At 60.5% G+C, this 19038-nt stretch carries 19 protein-coding genes; 8 read left to right on the top strand and 11 right to left on the bottom strand.

Annotation, left to right across the window (positions count from 1 at the left end; all coding sequences use genetic code 11):
* Nucleotides 1-22: 22 nt before the first annotated feature.
* The 5 genes from CKW30_RS00780 to CKW30_RS00760 form a co-directional block, all read right to left on the bottom strand.
* Nucleotides 23-1861 carry an amidohydrolase gene (locus CKW30_RS00780; protein ID WP_095179523.1) on the bottom strand — a complete coding sequence of 613 codons (1839 nt, stop codon included), beginning with the start codon at nucleotides 1859-1861 and terminating at the stop codon, nucleotides 23-25.
* Between the two features lie 40 nt (nucleotides 1862-1901).
* Nucleotides 1902-2528, bottom strand: coding sequence for an antibiotic biosynthesis monooxygenase (locus tag CKW30_RS00775; protein ID WP_041478579.1), 627 nt, complete (start codon nucleotides 2526-2528; stop codon nucleotides 1902-1904).
* Entirely contained in the window at nucleotides 2521-2934 is a 414-nt protein-coding gene (locus CKW30_RS00770) for a DoxX family protein (RefSeq protein WP_095179522.1), read from the bottom strand. The genes CKW30_RS00775 and CKW30_RS00770 overlap by 8 nt, the downstream gene beginning before the upstream one ends.
* Before the next feature lie 368 nt (nucleotides 2935-3302).
* On the bottom strand, nucleotides 3303-4226 hold the full coding sequence (locus CKW30_RS00765) for a LysR family transcriptional regulator (protein ID WP_039762138.1): 924 nt from the start codon (nucleotides 4224-4226) through the stop codon (nucleotides 3303-3305).
* A 54-nt stretch (nucleotides 4227-4280) separates the two neighbouring features.
* The gene (locus CKW30_RS00760; RefSeq protein ID WP_056784490.1) at nucleotides 4281-5264 is read right to left on the bottom strand and encodes an MBL fold metallo-hydrolase; all 984 of its coding nucleotides are present in this window, start codon (nucleotides 5262-5264) and stop codon (nucleotides 4281-4283) included.
* Nucleotides 5265-5500: 236 nt separating this feature from the next.
* Between CKW30_RS00760 and CKW30_RS00755 the strand changes: the two genes are divergently transcribed.
* Together CKW30_RS00755 and CKW30_RS00750 are read left to right on the top strand one after the other, a co-directional pair.
* Nucleotides 5501-5932 carry a helix-turn-helix domain-containing protein gene (locus tag CKW30_RS00755; RefSeq protein WP_056784487.1) on the top strand — a complete coding sequence of 144 codons (432 nt, stop codon included), beginning with the start codon at nucleotides 5501-5503 and terminating at the stop codon, nucleotides 5930-5932.
* Nucleotides 5933-6066: 134 nt separating this feature from the next.
* Nucleotides 6067-8916, top strand: a complete 2850-nt coding sequence (locus tag CKW30_RS00750) for a winged helix-turn-helix domain-containing protein (RefSeq protein ID WP_095179521.1) — start codon at nucleotides 6067-6069, stop codon at nucleotides 8914-8916.
* Here the strand turns inward: CKW30_RS00750 and CKW30_RS00745 are convergent.
* Both CKW30_RS00745 and CKW30_RS00740 read right to left on the bottom strand, forming a co-directional pair.
* Nucleotides 8881-10353 (bottom strand): winged helix-turn-helix domain-containing protein, encoded by a 1473-nt coding sequence (locus tag CKW30_RS00745; protein ID WP_095179520.1) that lies wholly within the window; start codon nucleotides 10351-10353, stop codon nucleotides 8881-8883. The two genes, CKW30_RS00750 and CKW30_RS00745, sit on opposite strands and share 36 nt — an antisense overlap.
* 90 nt (nucleotides 10354-10443) lie before the next feature.
* Nucleotides 10444-11394, bottom strand: coding sequence for a GlxA family transcriptional regulator (locus CKW30_RS00740; RefSeq protein ID WP_095179519.1), 951 nt, complete (start codon nucleotides 11392-11394; stop codon nucleotides 10444-10446).
* A 220-nt stretch (nucleotides 11395-11614) separates the two neighbouring features.
* Here CKW30_RS00740 and CKW30_RS00735 point away from each other — a divergent pair, with 220 nt between their 5' ends.
* Nucleotides 11615-12337 carry a pirin family protein gene (locus CKW30_RS00735; RefSeq protein ID WP_095179518.1) on the top strand — a complete coding sequence of 241 codons (723 nt, stop codon included), beginning with the start codon at nucleotides 11615-11617 and terminating at the stop codon, nucleotides 12335-12337.
* Nucleotides 12338-12378: 41 nt separating this feature from the next.
* Here the strand turns inward: CKW30_RS00735 and CKW30_RS00730 are convergent, their stop codons facing one another.
* Together CKW30_RS00730 and CKW30_RS00725 are read right to left on the bottom strand one after the other, a co-directional pair.
* Nucleotides 12379-12885, bottom strand: coding sequence for a hypothetical protein (locus CKW30_RS00730; protein WP_252869157.1), 507 nt, complete (start codon nucleotides 12883-12885; stop codon nucleotides 12379-12381).
* 180 nt (nucleotides 12886-13065) lie between these two features.
* Nucleotides 13066-13941, bottom strand: coding sequence for a LysR family transcriptional regulator (locus tag CKW30_RS00725; RefSeq protein WP_095179517.1), 876 nt, complete (start codon nucleotides 13939-13941; stop codon nucleotides 13066-13068).
* A 111-nt stretch (nucleotides 13942-14052) separates the two neighbouring features.
* Between CKW30_RS00725 and CKW30_RS00720 the strand changes: the two genes are divergently transcribed.
* From CKW30_RS00720 to CKW30_RS00710, 3 genes are all read left to right on the top strand, one after another.
* A complete protein-coding gene (locus tag CKW30_RS00720; protein ID WP_095179516.1) occupies nucleotides 14053-15252 on the top strand; it encodes a YbfB/YjiJ family MFS transporter in 1200 nt (399 codons plus the stop codon).
* Between the two features lie 60 nt (nucleotides 15253-15312).
* Nucleotides 15313-16311 carry an NAD(P)H-quinone oxidoreductase gene (locus CKW30_RS00715; protein ID WP_095179515.1) on the top strand — a complete coding sequence of 333 codons (999 nt, stop codon included), beginning with the start codon at nucleotides 15313-15315 and terminating at the stop codon, nucleotides 16309-16311.
* 114 nt (nucleotides 16312-16425) lie between these two features.
* Entirely contained in the window at nucleotides 16426-17370 is a 945-nt protein-coding gene (locus CKW30_RS00710; RefSeq protein ID WP_095179514.1) for an alpha/beta hydrolase, read from the top strand.
* A gap of 30 nt (nucleotides 17371-17400) precedes the next feature.
* Here CKW30_RS00710 and CKW30_RS00705 read toward each other — a convergent pair whose 3' ends face one another.
* On the bottom strand, nucleotides 17401-17730 hold the full coding sequence (locus tag CKW30_RS00705) for a hypothetical protein (RefSeq protein WP_041478568.1): 330 nt from the start codon (nucleotides 17728-17730) through the stop codon (nucleotides 17401-17403).
* A 196-nt stretch (nucleotides 17731-17926) separates the two neighbouring features.
* Between CKW30_RS00705 and CKW30_RS00700 the strand changes: the two genes are divergently transcribed.
* Complete coding sequence (locus tag CKW30_RS00700; protein ID WP_095179513.1) at nucleotides 17927-18202, top strand: hypothetical protein; 276 nt, start codon at nucleotides 17927-17929, stop codon at nucleotides 18200-18202.
* 127 nt (nucleotides 18203-18329) lie between these two features.
* Nucleotides 18330-18545, top strand: coding sequence for a hypothetical protein (locus CKW30_RS00695; RefSeq protein WP_016774063.1), 216 nt, complete (start codon nucleotides 18330-18332; stop codon nucleotides 18543-18545).
* 82 nt (nucleotides 18546-18627) lie between these two features.
* On the opposite strand, the gene CKW30_RS00690 is transcribed toward CKW30_RS00695, so the two are convergent.
* Complete coding sequence (locus tag CKW30_RS00690) at nucleotides 18628-18915, bottom strand: hypothetical protein (protein ID WP_041478565.1); 288 nt, start codon at nucleotides 18913-18915, stop codon at nucleotides 18628-18630.
* Nucleotides 18916-19038: the final 123 nt, after the last annotated feature.

Genomic DNA, 19038 nt, shown 5'->3' with positions numbered 1-19038 from the left:
ATGACCGGCGCTTTTTTCAAACTCAGAACGCGAAGCAGGAACAGCCGAACGCGCCCCAGAAACCGGCGAAATCGCTGACCGGCGCATTCGACATCCGCGCTTTTTCATGGCTGTGGGTGTGCACGGCGCACGGCCCGCTGCACTGGTGAACCTGCGCCTGCAGTGGCGAGTTCGGGCGCCAGTGGCCCGGGACTTTGACTACCGGCGACCAGTCCGGCAGCACCGGAATCGAACGCGGGCCGAGGTCTTCGAAGTCGCCGGCGGCGTAGACGATCTTGCCGCCGACCACGGTCATCACCGACTCGATCCACTTGATCGCTTCTTCCTCAACGCTGAAGAAGTCCGCGCTCAGTGCCGCGAGGTCTGCCAGTTGGCCGACGCGGATCTGGCCCTTCTTGCCCTGCTCCGAGGAGAACCAGGCGCTGCCGTGGGTGAACAGTTCCAGCGCGGTGCTGCGTGGCAAGCCTTCTTCGTAAAGCGCCAGACCGCCAACGGTACGGCCGCTGACCATCCAGTACAGCGAAGTCCAAGGGTTGTAACTGGACACGCGGGTGGCGTCGGTGCCAGCGCCAACCGGTACGCCCTCGGCGAGCATGCGCTTGATCGGCGGCGTGGCTTCGGCCGCTTGCTTGCCGTAGCGATCGACAAAGTATTCGCCCTGGAACGCCATGCGATCCTGAATCGCAATGCCGCCGCCTAGCGCCTTCACGCGCTCGATGTTTTGCGGGGTGATGGTTTCAGCGTGGTCGAAGAACCACGGCAGACCGTTGAACGGAATGTCGCGGTTGACCTTCTCGAACACATCGAGCATACGGCTGATCGATTCGTTGTACGTGGCGTGCAGACGGAACGGCCAGCGCTGCTCAACGAGGTGGCGTACCACCGGCTCCAGCTCCTGTTCCATGGTCTGCGGCAGGTCTGGACGCGGCTCGAGGAAATCCTCGAAGTCGGCGGCGGAGAACACCAGCATTTCGCCAGCACCGTTGTGGCGCAGGTAGTCGTGGCCCTGATGCAACTTGACGCTGCCGGTCCAGTTCTGGAAATCGGTCAGCTCTTCTTTCGGCTTCTGGGTGAACAGGTTGTAAGCGATGCGTACGGTCAACTGGTCGTCTTTGGCCAGTTGCTCGATCACTTGGTAATCGTCCGGGTAATTCTGGAAACCACCCCCGGCGTCGATTGCACTGGTCAGGCCCAGGCGATTGAGCTCGCGCATGAACTGGCGGGTCGAGTTGACCTGATATTCCAGCGGCAGCTTCGGTCCCTTGGCCAGTGTCGAGTAGAGGATCATCGCGTTCGGCCGCGCGACCAGCATGCCGGTCGGGTTGCCGTTGCTGTCGCGGACGATTTCGCCACCCGGCGGGTTTGGCGTGTCGCGGGTGTAGCCGGCCACGCGCAGGGCAGCGCGGTTGAGCAGCGCACGGTCGTAGAGGTGCAGGATGAACACCGGGGTGTCCGGCGCGGCCTGGTTGATTTCTTCCAGGGTCGGCATGCGTTTTTCGGCGAACTGGAATTCGTTCCAGCCACCGACCACGCGCACCCACTGCGGGGTGGGCGTGCGATCGGCCTGATCCTTGAGCATGCGCAGCGCGTCGGCGAGCGATGGCACGCCTTCCCAGCGCAGTTCGAGGTTGTAGTTCAGACCGCCGCGAATCAGGTGCAAGTGCGAGTCGTTGAGGCCAGGGATGACGCAGCGGCCCTTCATGTCGACCACTTGTGTGGCGCTGCCCTTGAGGGCCATGGCCTCGGCATCGTTACCGACGGCGACGAAGCGGCCATCCTTGATCGCCACCGCACTGGCCAGTGGTTTTTCCCGGTCTACGGTATGAAATTGGCCATTGAATAAAATCAGATCGGCGCTCATCGCAGTTCCTCAAGCGAAAGTGAAAAGAAGCAAACCCCGCTTAACGCGGCGAGGTTTCTTGGGAATCGAGGTGTTCGTGGGCCTGACTGGCTTCCAGCCACGGGGTAAACAAACGGGTGACCGGCGGCATCACCACGTAGACCACCGAGAGGACGATGGTCAGGGTGATCAGGAACGTGGCGACCACGTAGTTGGACAGAAGCGGATGCAGCGCCAGCAGCGGGCCCCAGATCAGCGGCACCAGCAGGGTGTGCGGCAGAATCACCAACAGTGTGACGACAGCCTGCTTCCAGCGCGGCGGCGGCGAGCCGGCCTCGGCCAGCGGTGTGAACCAGAATTCATTGACCGGTGCGACTTCGGTCTGATCACCGTCAGCCAGCATCGGCGCAGCTTCGGCGACCAGCGCCTGACGCTCGGAGGATTCCAGCCAGCCCTGCATCGCTTCGGTGGAGCTAAAGCGCAATACGCAAGTGTAGAAATCCAGACGCCCGCGCTTGCCGCGCACCACGTCGACACCCAGGTGCCCTTCGCGCTGCCCGGCGACGCGCACGATATTGCGCAGCCATGCTTCATAGGCCGACTCGAAACCGGCCTTGACTGAGTGTTTGATGATCAACGTGACGGTCTCATCGGCCCCCGGTGCTTGTGAATTGAGGACTTCAGGCATAACGCAGCACTCCGGGCAAACGAACAGGAATCGCCAGCCGTCCCGGCCCGGCGATCAAGACGGTGGTGAAAAGAATCAACAGCAACCAGCCAAACTGCCCTTCAGCCACACTCCATTGCGGATGCACGACCAGCAACGCCACGAGCAGTACAAAGAGAATAGGCAAACAAGCCAATCGCGCCAGCACACCGGCGACGATCAGCAACGGGCAGAGGACTTCGGCGAAGATCGCCAGGATCAGGGTCAGGGGGGCGCCGAGGTGGAACGGGTCTTCGATCAGTTGCAGCTGCGCGGTGAAGTCCAGCAACTTCGGCAAGCCGTGCACCCATAACAGAAACAAGCCGCCGCTGACCCGCAGAAACAGCAACCCGATGTCGCGCGCCTGTTCATCCCTCGTAGCAATCATGACCCGACCCTTTGAATGTCATTGACGGGAATCATGCCAAGGCCGGCGCGGGAGAAATTGGATGGGTGTGCTTAGTTGCCTTTCAGGTCTTTGATGTTCTGCCGCCAGCCACAAAACAATGCGGGAGCGAGCTTGCTCGCGAAGGTGTCAGGTCAGACGCATCCACATTGACTGACACACCGCTTTCGCGAGCAGGCTCGCGCCCACAGGTTTTTGTGGTGACCAACAATGTTCATTCCACCCCGAATCCCTGTGGGAGCGAGCCTGCTCGCGAAGGCGTCAGGTCAGTCACATCCACACCAACTGACATACCGCTTTCGCGAGCAGGCTCGCTGCCACAGGAGAACTGCTTGTGTAATCGAGGGCGGTTAAAGCGCCGGAATATCCAGCGGCGCCGCCATGAACTGGCTAATGCGCGAGCGCAGCCATTTCTCTGCCGGGTCGTTGTCGTGCACCCCGCTCCAGGCCATGGACAATTGCGCGGCATCGATCGGGAATGGCGGATCTTCGGCACGCAGGGCGCAGCCTTCGACCAAGGCACAGGCGGCGTAGTCCGGGACCGTCGCGATCATCTCGGTACCGGCGAGCAAGGCGCGCAAGCCGCTGAACTGCGGTACGCCGAGAACGACTCGGCGGCAACGGCCGATCTTGGCCAGATCCAGATCGATATTGCCGCTCAGGTCACCGGAGAACGACACCATCGCGTGCGGACGCTCGCAATATTCGTCCAGGGTCAACGGCCCCGGACGGTCGTCGCCGCGCAGCACTTTGCAGGGAATATCACGCAGCTTCTTGCGCTTGGCGTTGGCCGGCAGATCCGTGGTGTAGCTGACGCCCACGGAGATTTCCCCCGAAGCCAACAGCGCCGGCATCAACAGATAGTTGGCGCGGCGCACCACCACGACGATCCCCGGCGCCTCCTGCTGAAGCTGGCGCAACAGCGGTGGAAACAGACCGAACTCGGCGTCGTCCGACAGCCCGATGCGAAATACGTCACAACTGCTGGCCGGTTCGAACTCCTTGGCGCGGCTGACTGCGCCGGAAATCACGTCCATTGCCGGTTGCAATTCCTTGAGGATCGCCAGCGCCCGCGCTGTCGGTTCCATACCGCGACCGTTGCGCAGCAGCAACGGATCGTCGAACAGATCACGCAAGCGCCCCAGCGCAGCACTGACCGCCGGCTGGCCCATGAACAGTTTTTCCGCCACACGGGTCAGATTCTTTTCGAACATCAGCGCTTCGAAAATCACCAGCAGGTTCATGTCGACGCGGCGCAGATCGTTACGGTTCATGGGTGTGGTTTCCTTATCGGTGTCAGACGCTTTTTGCCACAGGCGTTGGGCACTTTACTCGATCAATGGCACTTTCGCCGCGCGTTTGTACGGACCGTACTCCACCGGCACCCATTGGAAATGTTTGCCCTCGGCGGTGATGTGGCCGATGCCCGGGAACGGCAGATGCGCTGCCGTCACCCAGGTCTTGCTCGCTGCCGCAGCACTGAACACTGCCTGACGACTGCTGATCGCTTGCTGACTGTTGACGTCGAAACCGATCGACACTTCCGGGTGCAAAAACTGCACCGCCAGGTTATGCACCAGATCGCCCATGAACACGATGCTCTGCTGCTGCGAATTGAAGCGATATGTGGTGCTGCCCGGCGTGTGGCCGGCTTCCAGGGTTGCTTCGACCAGTCCCGGCAGTGGCGACTGCCCGGCGGCAAACGTCTTGAAGCGACCGGCGGCAACATAGGGCGCCGTAGAGTCCCGGGCTATCTTGAAAAACTCTTTTGCGCCCGCTGGGGCCTTGGCCAGCGCTGCCGGATCGAGCCAGTAGTCGGCCTCGGCTTTGGCTGCAAACACGGTGGCGTTGGCGAACACCGGTTTCTTTTCGGCGTCGACCAGACCGCAGACGTGATCGAGGTGCAGGTGCGTCAGCAGAATCGTGTCGACCTGTTCAGGCTTGTAACCGGCGGCCTGCATGTTGGCCGAGAGTTGGCCTGCGGTGGCGCCGATGCACTGTCCTGCGCCCGTGTCGACCAAAATCAGTTGTTTGCCAGTGTTGACCAGAAAGGCATTGAACGCCGTCTGCACGCCAGGGGTTTCAATCGAACGGCGCGCAAGCAGCGCGCGAATCTGACTCTGGCTCATGCCCTGCAACAACTTCGGCGACAAATCGTTGTAACCGTCGAACAACGCGGTGACTTCGTAATCGCCGACAGCCAGCCGGAAATAACCCGGCGCTTGAGTGCCAACCTGCGGTGCCTGCGCCATGGCGCCGGACATTGCCAGCACGACCGCCAGCGTCGTTGCCGCTTTCACCAAGCTTTTCATTGCATTCCCCTTTGAACCTGGCCAACGGCGGCCGTGCTTTGTCGACATCGTCGCGCAAAGCGCCGGGCGCTGACTTGCAAGGATGTGCTGAGTTCCAGCCTGAGCGAGGAAATTAACAACGATTAACTCGTCAGTCTCAAGGCATCGCCCAACAATGAAGCCCTCTGCGCAGCGTTGCTTTTTTGACCTGAGGGAATGCGCCGACCGTGCCTTCCCCACCGACACGGACCTTGGCCATGGCTTATCCACAGCAAACCGTCGCCCTCGCCCCTGCCAGCGAACCGCGTAAAAACACGACTGGCGGACTCAGTCCGCAGCGCGAACGCCAGATCAAACAGTTGATCCTGGATCGCTTGGGCGAAAGCCTCGAAGTGGCTGAACTGGCCCGGGCATGTGCACTGTCACGCAGTCATTTCTCCCGCGCATTCAAGTGCAGCACCGGCCTGTCGCCACAGGACTGGATCCGCGCCCAGCGTCTGGCTCGAGCCAAGTTGCTGATCCAGCACACCGACTTGAGCCTGACGCAAATCAGCCTCGAATGCGGCTTCTGCGATCAGGCGCACTTCTGCCACATGTTCACCCGCAGCGAGGGCATCAATCCCTTCGCCTGGCGCTGTCGAGTCATGGATAAACCGAAAAACACCGCAGCGCAGCCTGCGGTGTTTTGACTGCTGCCGTTACGCCACCCGTTGCACTGATGCTCAAACCTGAGGATTATGCCCGGACACCCCGGATCAGACGGCCTGCGCATGCGCCAGGCACTGATTCGCCCTGTCCGCCGCATCACCGCAGGAGCGCGCTGTTGAGTTTTTCCCCGAATCAGGCCATTGCGTTTGGCCCCTATCGGATTCATCCCGGGCAACGATTGCTACTTGAAGGCCAACAGCCTTTGCGCCTGGGACGGCGGGCGATGGACATCCTCCTGATTTTGCTGGCCCATGCCGGTGAAGTGGTGAGCAAACAGCAATTGATGGCCGGGGTCTGGCCAGACAGCGTCGTTGAAGACATCAACCTGCGCGTGCACATGGCGGCGCTGCGCAAAGCACTTGGCGACGGGCAGAACGGCCAGCGCTACATTGTCACCGTGGCGCAGCGCGGCTACAGCTTTGTCGCACCGTTCGTGCTCGACAGCATCGAAGCAACGCCTGCGGTCGCCGCGCCCCGGCACAACCTGCCGCTGCGTCGTACGCGGATGATTGGTCGCCAACCCCTGATCGATCACTTGATTACGCAACTGCCGCGCCGACGCTGCATCACTCTGGTCGGCCCCGGCGGCATTGGCAAGACCACCGTCGCCCTGCGCGTCGCCGAACAATTGCTCGACCAGTATCGCGACGGCATCCGCCTGGTGGATCTGGCGCCCATCGCCGATCCCGCGCTGATCGGCTCGCATCTGGCGACGCTGCTTGATCTGTCCGCAGCTGAAGGCGATGCGCAGGCTGGTCTGGTCGACGGCCTGCGAGAACAGCAAATGTTGTTGGTGATCGACAACTGCGAGCACTTGATTGATGCGGTCGCCGCGCTCAGCGAGCAGATTCTGCGGGGGGCACCAAAGGTGCATATCCTGGCGACCAGCCGCGAGAGCCTGCGCGCTGAGGGTGAGTTCGTGCAGCGTCTGGAATCGCTCGAATGCCCGTCCATGTCGACCCCGATGGAGCCGGCCCAAGCACTGGGCTTTGCTGCGATGCAGTTGTTTGTCGAGCGCGCCACCGCAGCCAGGGAAAACTTCCGACTAAGCCACGCCGAGCTGCCGCAAGCGATCGAAATCTGCCAGCGCCTGGACGGCATTCCGCTGGCACTGGAACTGGCCGCCGCGCAGGTCAGCGAATTGGGCATGGACGGATTGCTCAAGCAATTGCGCGAGGGTTTGCCGCCATTGTCGGCCGGACACCACAGCAGCGCCGAACGCCACCTGACCCTGCGCGCGACGATGGACTGGAGTTTCAACCTGCTCAACGTCTGCGAGCAAACCTGTCTGCGGCGACTGGGGATTTTCCGCGGCAGCTTCACCCTCGCCTCGGCGGCAGCGGTGGTCATCGGCCAACAGATTGATCCCGGCGCGGTGTTCACCGCCGTCACACAATTGGTGGCCAAATCCCTGCTGAGCGTCGAAGTGGGCGACGAAGATGTTTTCTATCGCTTGCTCGACACTACCCGCCACTACGCACTGGAAAAACTCGAACAGGCCGACGAGCTCAACGCAACCCGCCAACGCCACGCCGAGCGCTGCCTGACACTGATGCAGCAGGCGCAGGCGGATTGGGACAATACTCCGACTGTATTGTGGATGGAGCGCTATGCCCGGGGTCTGGAGGATTTGCGCGCGGCGCTGGACTGGAGCCTCAACGGGCCGGGACCGGATGAGCTGGGGGTGCAACTGGCAGCCGCGTCGGCGCCTTTGTGGCAGGAGCTGTCGTTGCTGCGCGATTACAGCCGCTATGTACGCCGGGCACTGAGTCTGCTGGAGGCTTCGCCAGCAGACTCGCTGCTACCGCCCTGCCCTCGCCTGCAAATCGCCTTGAAACTGGCGCTCGGTAGCGCCAGCTATCACACCTGGGGCGGCACGCCACAAACCATTCAGGCCTTCGTCGACGCCTGCCAATTGGCCGAGGAACACGGCGATCTGGCCGGGCAACTGCGCGCAGTGTCGGGGCACATGGCGGTCAATCTGAGTTGCGGGCATTACCGCATGGCTTTGGCCCAGAGTGAGCTATTCGACCGCATCGGCCTGCACGGCGAACCGCTGCTGTCACTGAGCACACATCGCTTGCGCGTGCTGGCCCTGCATTATGCCGGCGACCAGCCGCAGGCACGCGTACATGCCGAGCAGGTGCTGCAACGCATGGCACACAGCGGCCATCTCAATCGTTTCACCCATGGTTTTGGCGTGCAGTACGATCAGAGCGTCGCTTCGCTGACAGTGCTGGCCCGAGTGCTGTGGTTGCAGGGTCTGCCCGAGCAAGCCTGGCGCGCCGCACGGCAGGCGCTGGACATCGCCGTGCAGATCAATCACGGCACATCGATCTGTTACACCCTGGCGCTGGCCAGTTGTCTGATCGCTCATTACAACGGCGACCATGTAAACGCCCGCGCGCTGCTGCAGTTGCTGCTGGAACAATCGCAGAAGCACTCGGTGCTGCTGTTCAATAACTGGGGCCGGCAGTATGCGCAGGTGATCGATCCGGATAATGCCGTGCCCGTACCAGCACAGAGCAGCGGTCTGATTCGGGAAGTGATGGTTACGCTGGATGAGCGTTTTGTCGATGATGCACTGGTGGAGCGCGCGCGCAATGGCGATGCGGGATGGAGTGCAGCGGAGATATTGCGGGCGCGGGCGGCGGCATTGTTGAAGGGTTCATCCTGTGGGAGCGAGCCTGCTCGCGAATCGGCCCGCTCAGACACCGCTGAAACCCGAGAAGCCGAACAAACCCTGCAACAAGCTCTGGCCATCGCCAGAAGCCAGGGCGCCCTCGCTTGGGAACTGCGCAGCGCCACGGACCTCGCCCGATTATGGCAGCGCCAGTCCCGCCATCGCGAAGCATGGGATTTGCTCAGCCCCATTTACCAGCGCTTCACCGAAGGCTACGCCACACCGGACTTGCGCAAGGTCCGCCTGCTACTCGACAGCCTCCACGAGCAGTGCCCGGCCTGAAGCGTTGCGCGTTCTGCTGAGATAGCGCGCATGGCGCTGTTTCAGTTCGAACTTGTCGTCACTGCGCTCGAACTGATCACGAGCATAGCGGCGCACGGTGTTGAGCATCCAATAGCGGGCCGTCGCACGGTTGGGTTCTCGAACAAGCAACGATTTGCGCGCCAACCCTTCGATTATCGCGGACAGTCTGGAACCCGCCAGATCCGCGCTGCTGATCACACTCAGTGCGGCCTCCAGGGTAAAGCCCGCGCTGAATACCGACAGACGCAGCAGCACACGCTGTTCCATCTCCGTCAGGTACTGGAAGCTCCAATCGATCGCAGCGGCCATCGACTGATGGCGCGGTTCCGCGGTGCGCCGGCCTTGGCCAAGCAACTGCAGGCCGTTTTCAACCTGTGCCTGCAAGCCGATCAAGCCCAGCGCGTCGATCTGCGCAGCGGCGAGCTCGATCGCCAGCGGCAGACCGTCCAGTTGACGGCAGATCTCGCGCACACCTGGCAAATCCTGCTCACGCAAACAGAAGCCATGCTGCCGTGCCCGCGCGCGATTGACGAACAACTGCACCGCCGGATAGCCCATGGCTTCTTCGACGGTGTTCAATGTCGAGCGCTTGGGAATCGCCAACAGCGGCACGTAATGAACGGTCTCCTGCGCGACTTGCAAGGCTTCGCGGCCGGTGACCAGAATCGACAGGCGAGGCGCAGCATGCAACAGCGTTTCCACCAGTGCCGCACAGCTGTCGCGCTGGTGGTCGCAGTTATCCAGTATCAACAAGGCGTGCCGGCCGGTCAGTGTGAAAAAGTCTGTCTTCAGGGTGTGCAACAGGCGCTCGAGCAATGGAATGTCATCTTCGAGGCTGGCAAGGTCGACCCACCAGGCGCCATCGCGAAAGTATTGCAGGAGCAATTCCGCCACGCGCAATGCCACAGTGGTCTTGCCAACACCCGGCGCACCGGTAATCGTCATCAAGCGGCATACCGGCATTTGTCGAACCAGACTACCAATCAGGGCGTCGCGCCCACTGACTGGCGTCAGTCGTGCCGGAAGATTGTGCAGGGGCATGAGCGCGGCAGCGGGCATGGTCAGCGCATCACTGGTGCCCTGCTCCACCGGGGCGACAAAACTGTAGCCGCAGTGCGCCACGTGAATGATGAAACGCTGCCCGTTTACGCCGTCACCCAGTGCGCGGCGCAACGCCGCAATGTGCACCCGCAGGTTGATCTCTTCGACGACCGAGGTCGGCCATACTCGAGCAATCAACTGCTCTTTGCTGACCACCTCACCCGCGTGTTCGAGCAGCGCCTGAAGGATGTCCATGGCGCGCCCGCCCATGCGCAGCGGCTGCTCTCCTTCAAGGACCAGACGTTGGCGCACATGAAAGGCGTAGGGGCCGAAACGCAGCACTGAACCGTGGCTTGTGTCGTTGTGATTATTCATGCCAAACATCTTGGCACTCTCGCGTGACGATACAACCGCCAGAGCCGACGCAGCACGGACATCCGACTGCGTCAGACGGACAGAACCGCTCTAGCTGAACTGTTCGCGGTATTGTAACGGTGTAAGACCGAGCTTTTCGGCGAACAACGAGCGCATGTGCCGGACACTGCCAAAGCCGCTTTTGTAGGCGATGGTCTTGAGCGGCAGATCGCCGGTTTCCAACAGGTTTCGCGCGCAGTCAATGCGGGCATTCTGCAAAAACTCCATCGGCGTCATATTGACGTCACGGGCGAACAGGCGAGCAAAGTGCCGTGCGCTCATGTTCGCCAATCCGGCCATGCGCTCGACGGTGAACGCTTCATCCAGATGTTCAAGGACGTAATTCTGCGCGCGGGTGATGGGCGTTTCTTGCGGTGAGACTGCCGCCATCAACGGGCTGAACTGCGCTTGCCCGCCCTGGCGCTTCATGACCACCAACAAGACCTTGGCAACGTCCTGGGCGATTTTCTTGCCGTGATCTCTGGCCACCACCGCCAGCGCCAGGTCGATGCCGGCCGTAACGCCACCGGAGGTGATGAGATTACGATCCTCGACGTAGATCTGATCGGTGGTCACCGTGGTTTTCGGGAAAGCCTTGATCAGCCGTTCGGTGTAGTTCCAATGCGTGGTGACGCGATAACCATCAAGCAGGCAGGCGTGGCCGAGGATGAATGCGCCAGTGCAAATCGAACCGTAACGCTCCGCGCGCGGCACGGCTTTTTTCAACCAGCCAAACAGCTCGGGAAATCTCTGGTTATAGGCGCCGGGTCCGCCCGGCACCAATAGCAGGTCATAGCGCTCGGCCGCTTCGTCGATGTGCAAGTCAGCCTGAACCTGCACGCCGTTGGACGCCCTCAGCAAGCCGCGCTCTGTCCCGAGAGTCGTCAATTGATAGTGCAGATCAGGTTTCAGATAACGGTTGGCGACTGAAAACACCTCCAGCGGCCCCGCCATGTCGAGCATCAGAAAGTCAGGGAACAGCACCATTGCCACGGTTTTCATGGGAGGTTTCACACATATTCAAGGGTCAATACGCACGCTTCAGCCAAGGCATTATGGCGGACCGAGTGTTCAGGAGCGTGATCGAATGGGTGAACCATAACGCAAAACTGTCAACCTGAGCCGGACAGTCTTTCAATTTCCATCTACTTATTGCCTCACCGGGTAACCAGTAACCTTCTCCTCACTCGGACGAATTCACGTCCCGCCAGGAGATTTCATCATGCTGACTCTTCGCAAAGCCTCCGATCGCGGCCTCGCCAATCACGGCTGGTTGAAGTCGTTTCACACCTTTTCTTTCGCCAGCTACCGCAACCCGCGTGAACAGGGTTTCTCCGATCTGCTGGTGATCAACGATGACCGGGTCGCCGCCGGCAAAGGCTTTGGCCAGCACCCGCACCGCGACATGGAGATCTTTTCCTATGTGCTCGAAGGCGCGCTGGAACACAAGGACACCCTCGGTACTGGCTCGGTGATCCGCCCTGGGGACGTGCAATTGATGAGTGCCGGCAGCGGCGTGGCGCACAGTGAGTTCAACCACTCGGCCACCAAGCCCGTGCACTTTCTGCAAATCTGGATCGTGCCGGATGTCAGTGGCGCCAAGCCGCGCTATCAACAGGAACACTTCAGCGCGCAGAAAAAACGTGGTCGCCTGCAACTGATCATCTCGCCGGACGGTAGCAGTGGCTCCCTGAAAGTCCGTCAGGATGCGCGGGTCTACGCCGGGTTATTTGACGGCGAGGAAAGTGCCACGCTGAAATTGCCGGCCAATCGTTACGCTTACGTGCACGTTGCGCGTGGCAGCGTCGAACTCAATGGCCAAGCCTTGCAGGAAGGCGACGGCGTGCGGGTTCGTGAAGAACAGCTGCTCACCTTGAGCAACGGGGTCGATGCCGAAGTGCTGGTGTTCGACTTGCGGCCTCAGGAGTTGCCGGAAATGCCATGATCTGGCGCGATGCAGAACGGCCTTCCACTGAAGGCCGTTTTTTATTGCGGCGGCTCTGCTGAGGGTTGTACGACAGGTTTGGGTGACGATACCTCTTTGCCAATCTGAATCGCTGCCAGCGTGGTTTGTATCGTGGTCAACACCGCCGCCTGATTGGCAAAATGTGCGCCAACCAGCAAGGAAGCCACGCCGAGGAAATGCACAGTGGTGGCAGCCCAGTAATTGGCCTTTACCGTCGATGCCTGTCTGATCGCTTCCCGCGATTCGTCGGCGATTTTCTGCACGCCCATCCACATCAGGTCATAACGCTTGTCCCGTTCCTGCAGGGCCTTGTCCCGTTCAAGATAGACCTTGTCCCGCTCTGCCTGAGCAGCCAGGAACCCGCGAATGTCGGCGCGCATTTCTGCCACGCGGCCATCCATCCTCGTCTCGATGGTTTCTATCCTGGCATCGAATTCTTCGCGACTTATGCTGCTCATGATTTGCCTGTCCCGCCCCGCGTCCGATCTGTCCGTGACTGCATATTGATTCACTTCCCTGATTTTCAATTCGACACCTTTCTGCGGCTACGCGGCCTTCCCTGGCTCTTCGTTTCGATGCGTCACTGAGGTCTGCATCGAGCTGCAGTGACAATAGAACTCATCACGGACTACAACAAGCCGGCCCATTCTGTCTCGGACGTAGGCTGTTTCGTCAGCAGTTGTAGCCTCGGCAAAACCCTGAACCACTTATTCGTTTTCCAGCGCAAAAGCCTCAACGATCTGCTCGATGACCGCCCGTACCCGCGCGGTGTGACGCAGGTCGGCGTGGGTGACCAGCCACACTTCATACGGCAGCGGCCGGGTCCGCTCCGGCCAAAGTCTGACGAGGCCATCGCGTTCGCCCATGTATACCGGTATCTCGCCTATCCCGAGGCCTGCGGCAAGGGCTCGACGCACCAAAAGGCTGGAGCTGAGCGTGGCGACGATGCGTCCGCGGGTCAACGGTTCAGAGACCAGCGTCAGGTCTTTTTTGCTCTGTAAGTACGGCTGATACACCACCAGATCATGGCCCTCGAAAGCGTTGCCGGGCTGCGGTTGTCCATGGCGCTCGACATAGGCCTGTGCTGCGAAAAGTCCTACAGGCCAACGGGCGATTCGCCGAGCGATGAGATCCGGGTTATCCGGCCGAGTATTGCGCACTGCGATATCGGCTTCGCGCTTGGCCAGACTGAGGATTTGCGTCGACGCATCCAACTGGATCTGCACGTCGGGGTGCTGGTCATGCAGGCGCGCCATCGCCGGGATGATGAAGTCGATGGCCATCGAGTCGGTGGTACTGACCCGTACGTTACCGGTCAGACGATCGTCCAGCCCGTGGATGTGCCGCTCCAGTTCCAGTGCCGAATGCTCCATTTTTTCCACACTTTTACGCGCCGCTTCACCAACACTGGTCAGCGCGTAGCCATCGGAGGTACGCAGGAACAGCGTCGCGCTCAAAGACTTTTCCAGCGCGGTAATACGCCGCCCGACAGTGGCCTGGTCCACGCCCAGAACTCGTGCAGCTCCGCGCAAGGTGGACTCGCGACAGACCGCCAGAAAAACCCGCGCATCATCCCAATTCATGCTGGTCCTCATCGAAGCATTTTTGCATCACTCTGCCGCTTAATCGCTGCATATGCGCAGCCAAGATAGCCGATAAGCTGAGCGCCATACACCTCTTGTGAGATCGCTATCATGCGTACTGCAAATTCCTCCGGCATCTGGCTGCCGATCTTCGCCGGGCTTTGTGCCAGCCTGGTCAGCATTGGCCTGGCGCGTTTCGCCTACACGCCGCTGATCCCTTCGCTGATTCAGGCGCAGTGGTTTTCCGCCAATGATGTCGTCTATCTCGGCGCGGCCAATCTGGTCGGCTACTTGATCGGCGCCCTGCTCGGTCGGCCCATGGCCCATCGACTGGGTAACCGCAACGCCCTGCGCCTGATGATGCTCGCGGTCACGGGAGCATTTTTTGCCTGTGCTTATCCGCTGTCGGTGAGCTGGTTCTTCGGCTGGCGTTTGCTGTCCGGCATAGCCGGTGGCGCGATCATGGTGCTGGTGGCGGCAACCGTGCTGCCTCACGTTCCGGCGCCGCGCAGAGGTCTGGCCAGTGGCGCAATCTTCCTTGGCATCGGCCTGGGGATTGCTGGCTCCGGCACCATCGTGCCGCCACTGCTGACTCTGGGCTTGCAGGCAACATGGCTGGGGCTGGGCGCGCTGGCGTTGTTGCTGACCGCGTTGAGCTGGTTCGGCTGGCCTGCGGATACCGCGCACCCTGTGGCTGCGCACGCAACGTCGGCTGATGAGCCGACACCGTCGGGCGTTTACCTGTTGTTCGCTCAATACGCGTTCATGGCCGCCGGGCTGGTGCCTGCCATGGTGTTTCTGGTGGATTACGTGGCTCGCGGACTGGGCGCCGGGGCGCATATCGGCGCAATGGTCTGGGTGATGTATGGCCTGGGAGCGATTGTCGGGCCGGTGACTTACGGCTTCCTGGCCGACCAGCTTGGCGCCCGCACTGGTATTCGACCGGTGTTGGTAGTTCAAGCCATTGCCCTCGGTTTGCTCGCCGTCTCCCATGCGTTTCTGGCGCTGGCTTTACTGGCGGTGATTCTCGGCTCGTTCCCGCCGGGCATCGTCCCTCTGGCTTTGGCCCGCGTGCATGAGCTGGTGCCGTCGCATCACCGTCAGCAGATCGCCTGGAGCCGTGCCACTGTGTCATTCGCAACCTTTCAGGCGCTGGCCGGGTTTGCCTATTCGGCATTGTTCAATGCCTCGGGCGGCCAGCACACGCTGCTGTTTGTGATCGCCGCTGGCGCGATCGTCGTGGCTCTACTGCTGGAGCTAGCCATGCGCTGGCTGCCCTCTGCTAATGAAACGCGCTGCGCGGCGAACTGAGGGGAATCATTGCACCCTGTCTGCGCTCCCATCTACACGACCTTCTCCACAGGAATCGACATGTCACTGCCTAAAGAAATGACCCGTATCGAAATCACCCAACCCGGCGGCCCTGAAGTATTGCAAGCCAGGCGCGTACCTCTGCCCACCGTTGGCGAAGGCCAAGTGCTTATCCGCGTTCACGCTGCCGGCATCAATCGCCCGGATGCCTTGCAGCGCGCCGGCAAGTACCCGATGAAGCCCGGCATGGACCCGATCCCCGGTCTGGAAGTGGCTGGCGAAGTGGTCGCGGTTGGCGCCGGAGTAACGCGTTTCGCGGTCGGCGATCGGGTCTGCGCGCTGACCAATGGCGGTGGCTACGCCGAGTATTGCGCGGTTCCGGCCGGCCAGACTTTGCCTGTGCCGGATGGAGTCGATTGGGTCCAGGCCGCCGCAGTTCCAGAAACCTTTTTCACCGTCTGGGCCAACCTTTTCGGCCTCGGCGCCGCCAAGGCCGGGCAGCGCGTGTTGATTCACGGTGGCACCAGCGGTATCGGTACCACCGCGCTGATGCTCTGTCGTGAATTTGGCATCGAGGCGTTTGCTACCGCAGGCAGTGCTGAAAAATGCGACGCGATCCGTCAGCTTGGCGGGCAACCGATCAACTATCGTGAGGAAGATTTCGCCGAGGTCATTGCCCAGAAAACCGCAGATCAAGGCGTGAACGTGATTCTCGACATCATGGGTGGCTCGTATCTGAACGGCAACATCAGCGCACTGGCAATGGATGGCCGACTGGTGATGCTCGGCTTTCTCGGCGGCGCCCGCGCCAACGACATCGATCTGTTGGCGATCCTCGGCAAACGCGCGGTGGTCACCGGTTCGCTGCTGCGCGCGCGTACGGCTACGGAAAAAGCCGCCATCGCCGATCAACTGCAAGAACACGTTTGGCCTGCCCTCAGCGCCGGGCGCTGCCTGCCGATCATCGACAAGGTTTACCCGCTGGCTGACGCGGCTCAGGCCCATGCCCGCATGGAGGGCGGCGATCATATCGGCAAGATTGTGCTGCAGGTGGCGTGATCGATTGCAGCATCTTGTAATCGTTGGGCGTGCACGGTGGTCGAAAAACAGTCACGCGCAGACCGAGGCATCTGGTAAAAAGCGTTCTTTGTCTGCGCTGTGGTGAAACGATTAATGTTCCTGTCCTTCCTGACCCGTCTGCGACGCCGCCGCTTGGCGTTCGCCATGATGGCCGCGCTGATCATTGGCGTGCCGACGAGTTGTGCGGTGCTGGAACACACCGAGCGCAAACTGTTGTTTCGCATCGAGCCGGGCACCGCCGGCTGGTATCGCGGTCTGCCCGGCAGCGTTCAGGAACTCGATCTGCAACCGAAGAGTTTCAAGGCCGGGCAGAACATCCATGCCTGGTGGTGGCCGGCGGAACGTGCCAATGCCCCGGCAATCCTTTATTTGCATGGCGTGCGCTGGAACCTCACCGGACAGTTGTTCCGCATAGAGCAACTACGCGCGGCGGGCTATTCGGTGCTGGCCATCGATTATCGCGGGTTCGGCCAAAGCAAGGGTTATCTACCATCCGAAAGCAGCGTTTATGAAGATGCCCGCGTGGCCTGGGAGCGCTTCCAGCTGCTGCAACCGGACCCGAACAAGCGCCTGATCTACGGCCACTCTCTCGGCGGTGCGGTGGCGATTGATCTGGCGGCCGAGCTCGGACAGAACGCGGCGCGCAACAACACACCTCTGCCGGTTCGCGGTCTGGTCATCGAATCTACCTTCACTTCTCTCGCCGACGTAGCTGCCGCCGTGGCCAACACCTCGCTTCCTGTGCGTTGGCTCCTGTCGCAGAAATTCGATTCCATCGACAAGATCGCCGACATTCACATGCCACTGCTGGTGGTGCATGGCCTGGCTGATGCCTTCGTGCCGCCGCGCTTCAGCGAGCAGCTATTCAATGCCGCAGAGCAGCCCAAACGCCTGCTGCTCGTGCCCGGCGCGACGCACAACAACAGCATGGCGCTTGGCGGCCAGGGCTATCGCAAGGCTCTGGATGCACTGATGCAGACCAAAGCGGCGCCGCGGGTTGCCGGGCCGGCAGTCGCCAAGGGCTCTCGCGATTCCTGAGCTGTGTAAATCAGTCCTGAGAAACCGGCATCAGCGCCGAGCCAACTCATGGCGTACGCATTGTTCGTAATAGGTCTGCTTGACCGCTGCCGGTTTGAGCTTCGAACTGCTGTTGTAGGTCTGCTCGGTAATCCCCATCGCTGTCATGCGCATCCAGGGTTGCTGGAATCGGCGAACCTGCAATTGCTTGCGCGCGCCATACAGCGAAACCCCGGACAGTTTTGATCGCTGCGCACCGGCAGCAATATCCGAGCCCCAGGTGCAGGCAAAGCGATGGCCCTTGCTCAACTCTTTTGCCTGCACTCCCGAGGCGATCAAAGCCAGGGAAAGCGTCACAACGGTGATGACAATCGTGCGCATGTAGCCAACCTAACCTTTTGAAAAAAGGCGATTTTGCCGGTGCGAAACACCTATGGGGGCCAGCAATTTGCCTGCTGTCGCGAGATTTTTGATCCGGCTGAATACAATCAGGCTTCGCCGCTCGTCCAGTACTGCGCACCTTTGGCAGACAGGCTTATCCAAAGCAGTACATCCCACCGCGTAGAAGGCCCACGTGATGAACAAGAAAATCTTCGCAATTTCGTTTTTCAGTCTGTGCTTGATTGGCCCGCTCCACGCTTGGGCAGCCGAAACGACAGCGGGCGCTGCCACCCCCGCCACCGCCCTGCCCGGTGTCAATCATGCACAAAGCTCTAGTGACCATGATGAGAAGGCCAACAAGAAAGGTGAAGAGTCTTCAGGCGCCAACGCGGGCTCAGAACCGCACGAGACGGAGAAGGATGCGGCGACGTCGAGCGACTCCGAAGATCTTGAGAAAAAACCCGTTCAGTAACCACGGACTTTGCTATTCATAACGAAATACCGACGCCGAACTAGCGCAATCCAGGGTGATATCAATATGATGCGCGCACTGGCCACCATAGAAGGTGGCCAGAGGAAAATACATCCAAGGAATGCAAATGAAAGATTTCGTCATCGGCGTCAACAACATCGTTCTCTACATCGCACTGGCGGTCATCCTGATCGTTTCCCTCTTCATGATGAGCCAGAGCTTTCTTTCAGGTCTCGGCATGTTCGTAGGCGGCACCCTGGGCTGGTGCATCGTCTCCGGCTTCTGGTTCGTGCAATCGGCGACCTACGAAGAACTGCGCAAGCTGAACTCGAAAACCAACTGATCTGCGCCGAGTATTGGTTAAAGAAAAAGGCCAATGTCATCGACATTGGCCTTTTTATTTCAGCTTCGAAAAGATTGATTAGTCATTGCTTGGTGCACTGAGCGCCCAGTCCCATGCCCATGGAACCCAGAGCAACCATCGGGCCGCTCGGCAGTTCGCACGTATATTCGCCACTTTCGGTTTGAGCGGTGTAGAAGGTTGTATTGAAGTCGCTGCGGATATTTGAAACCTTGATTACGGGTTTGCCGATGGTGGTCTGTGCGCGATTCTTGAGATCACTCTCTCCCGGTTTGACGGTCTGGCATCCAGTAACTGCGAGCGCCATTGTTGCGAATAAAGCGAGAACCGGGATAGTCCTTGATGAGTTCATTGCAGATCGACCTTTTTGATTTTCATACCGGAGAAATACTGGCAATAACCTGCCAAGCGAAAGGACTTTAAGGTCGAGCCAGACCGGGGGCAATTAGGTCGGATGTGCTAATGGCTGAAGGCT

It is taken from the genome of Pseudomonas sp. Irchel 3F6 (assembly GCF_900187595.1).
Taxonomy (GTDB): domain Bacteria; phylum Pseudomonadota; class Gammaproteobacteria; order Pseudomonadales; family Pseudomonadaceae; genus Aquipseudomonas; species Aquipseudomonas siliginis.
The sequence above is the reverse complement of the archived record's forward strand: the minus strand, read 5'-3'. Positions and strand labels throughout refer to the sequence as shown.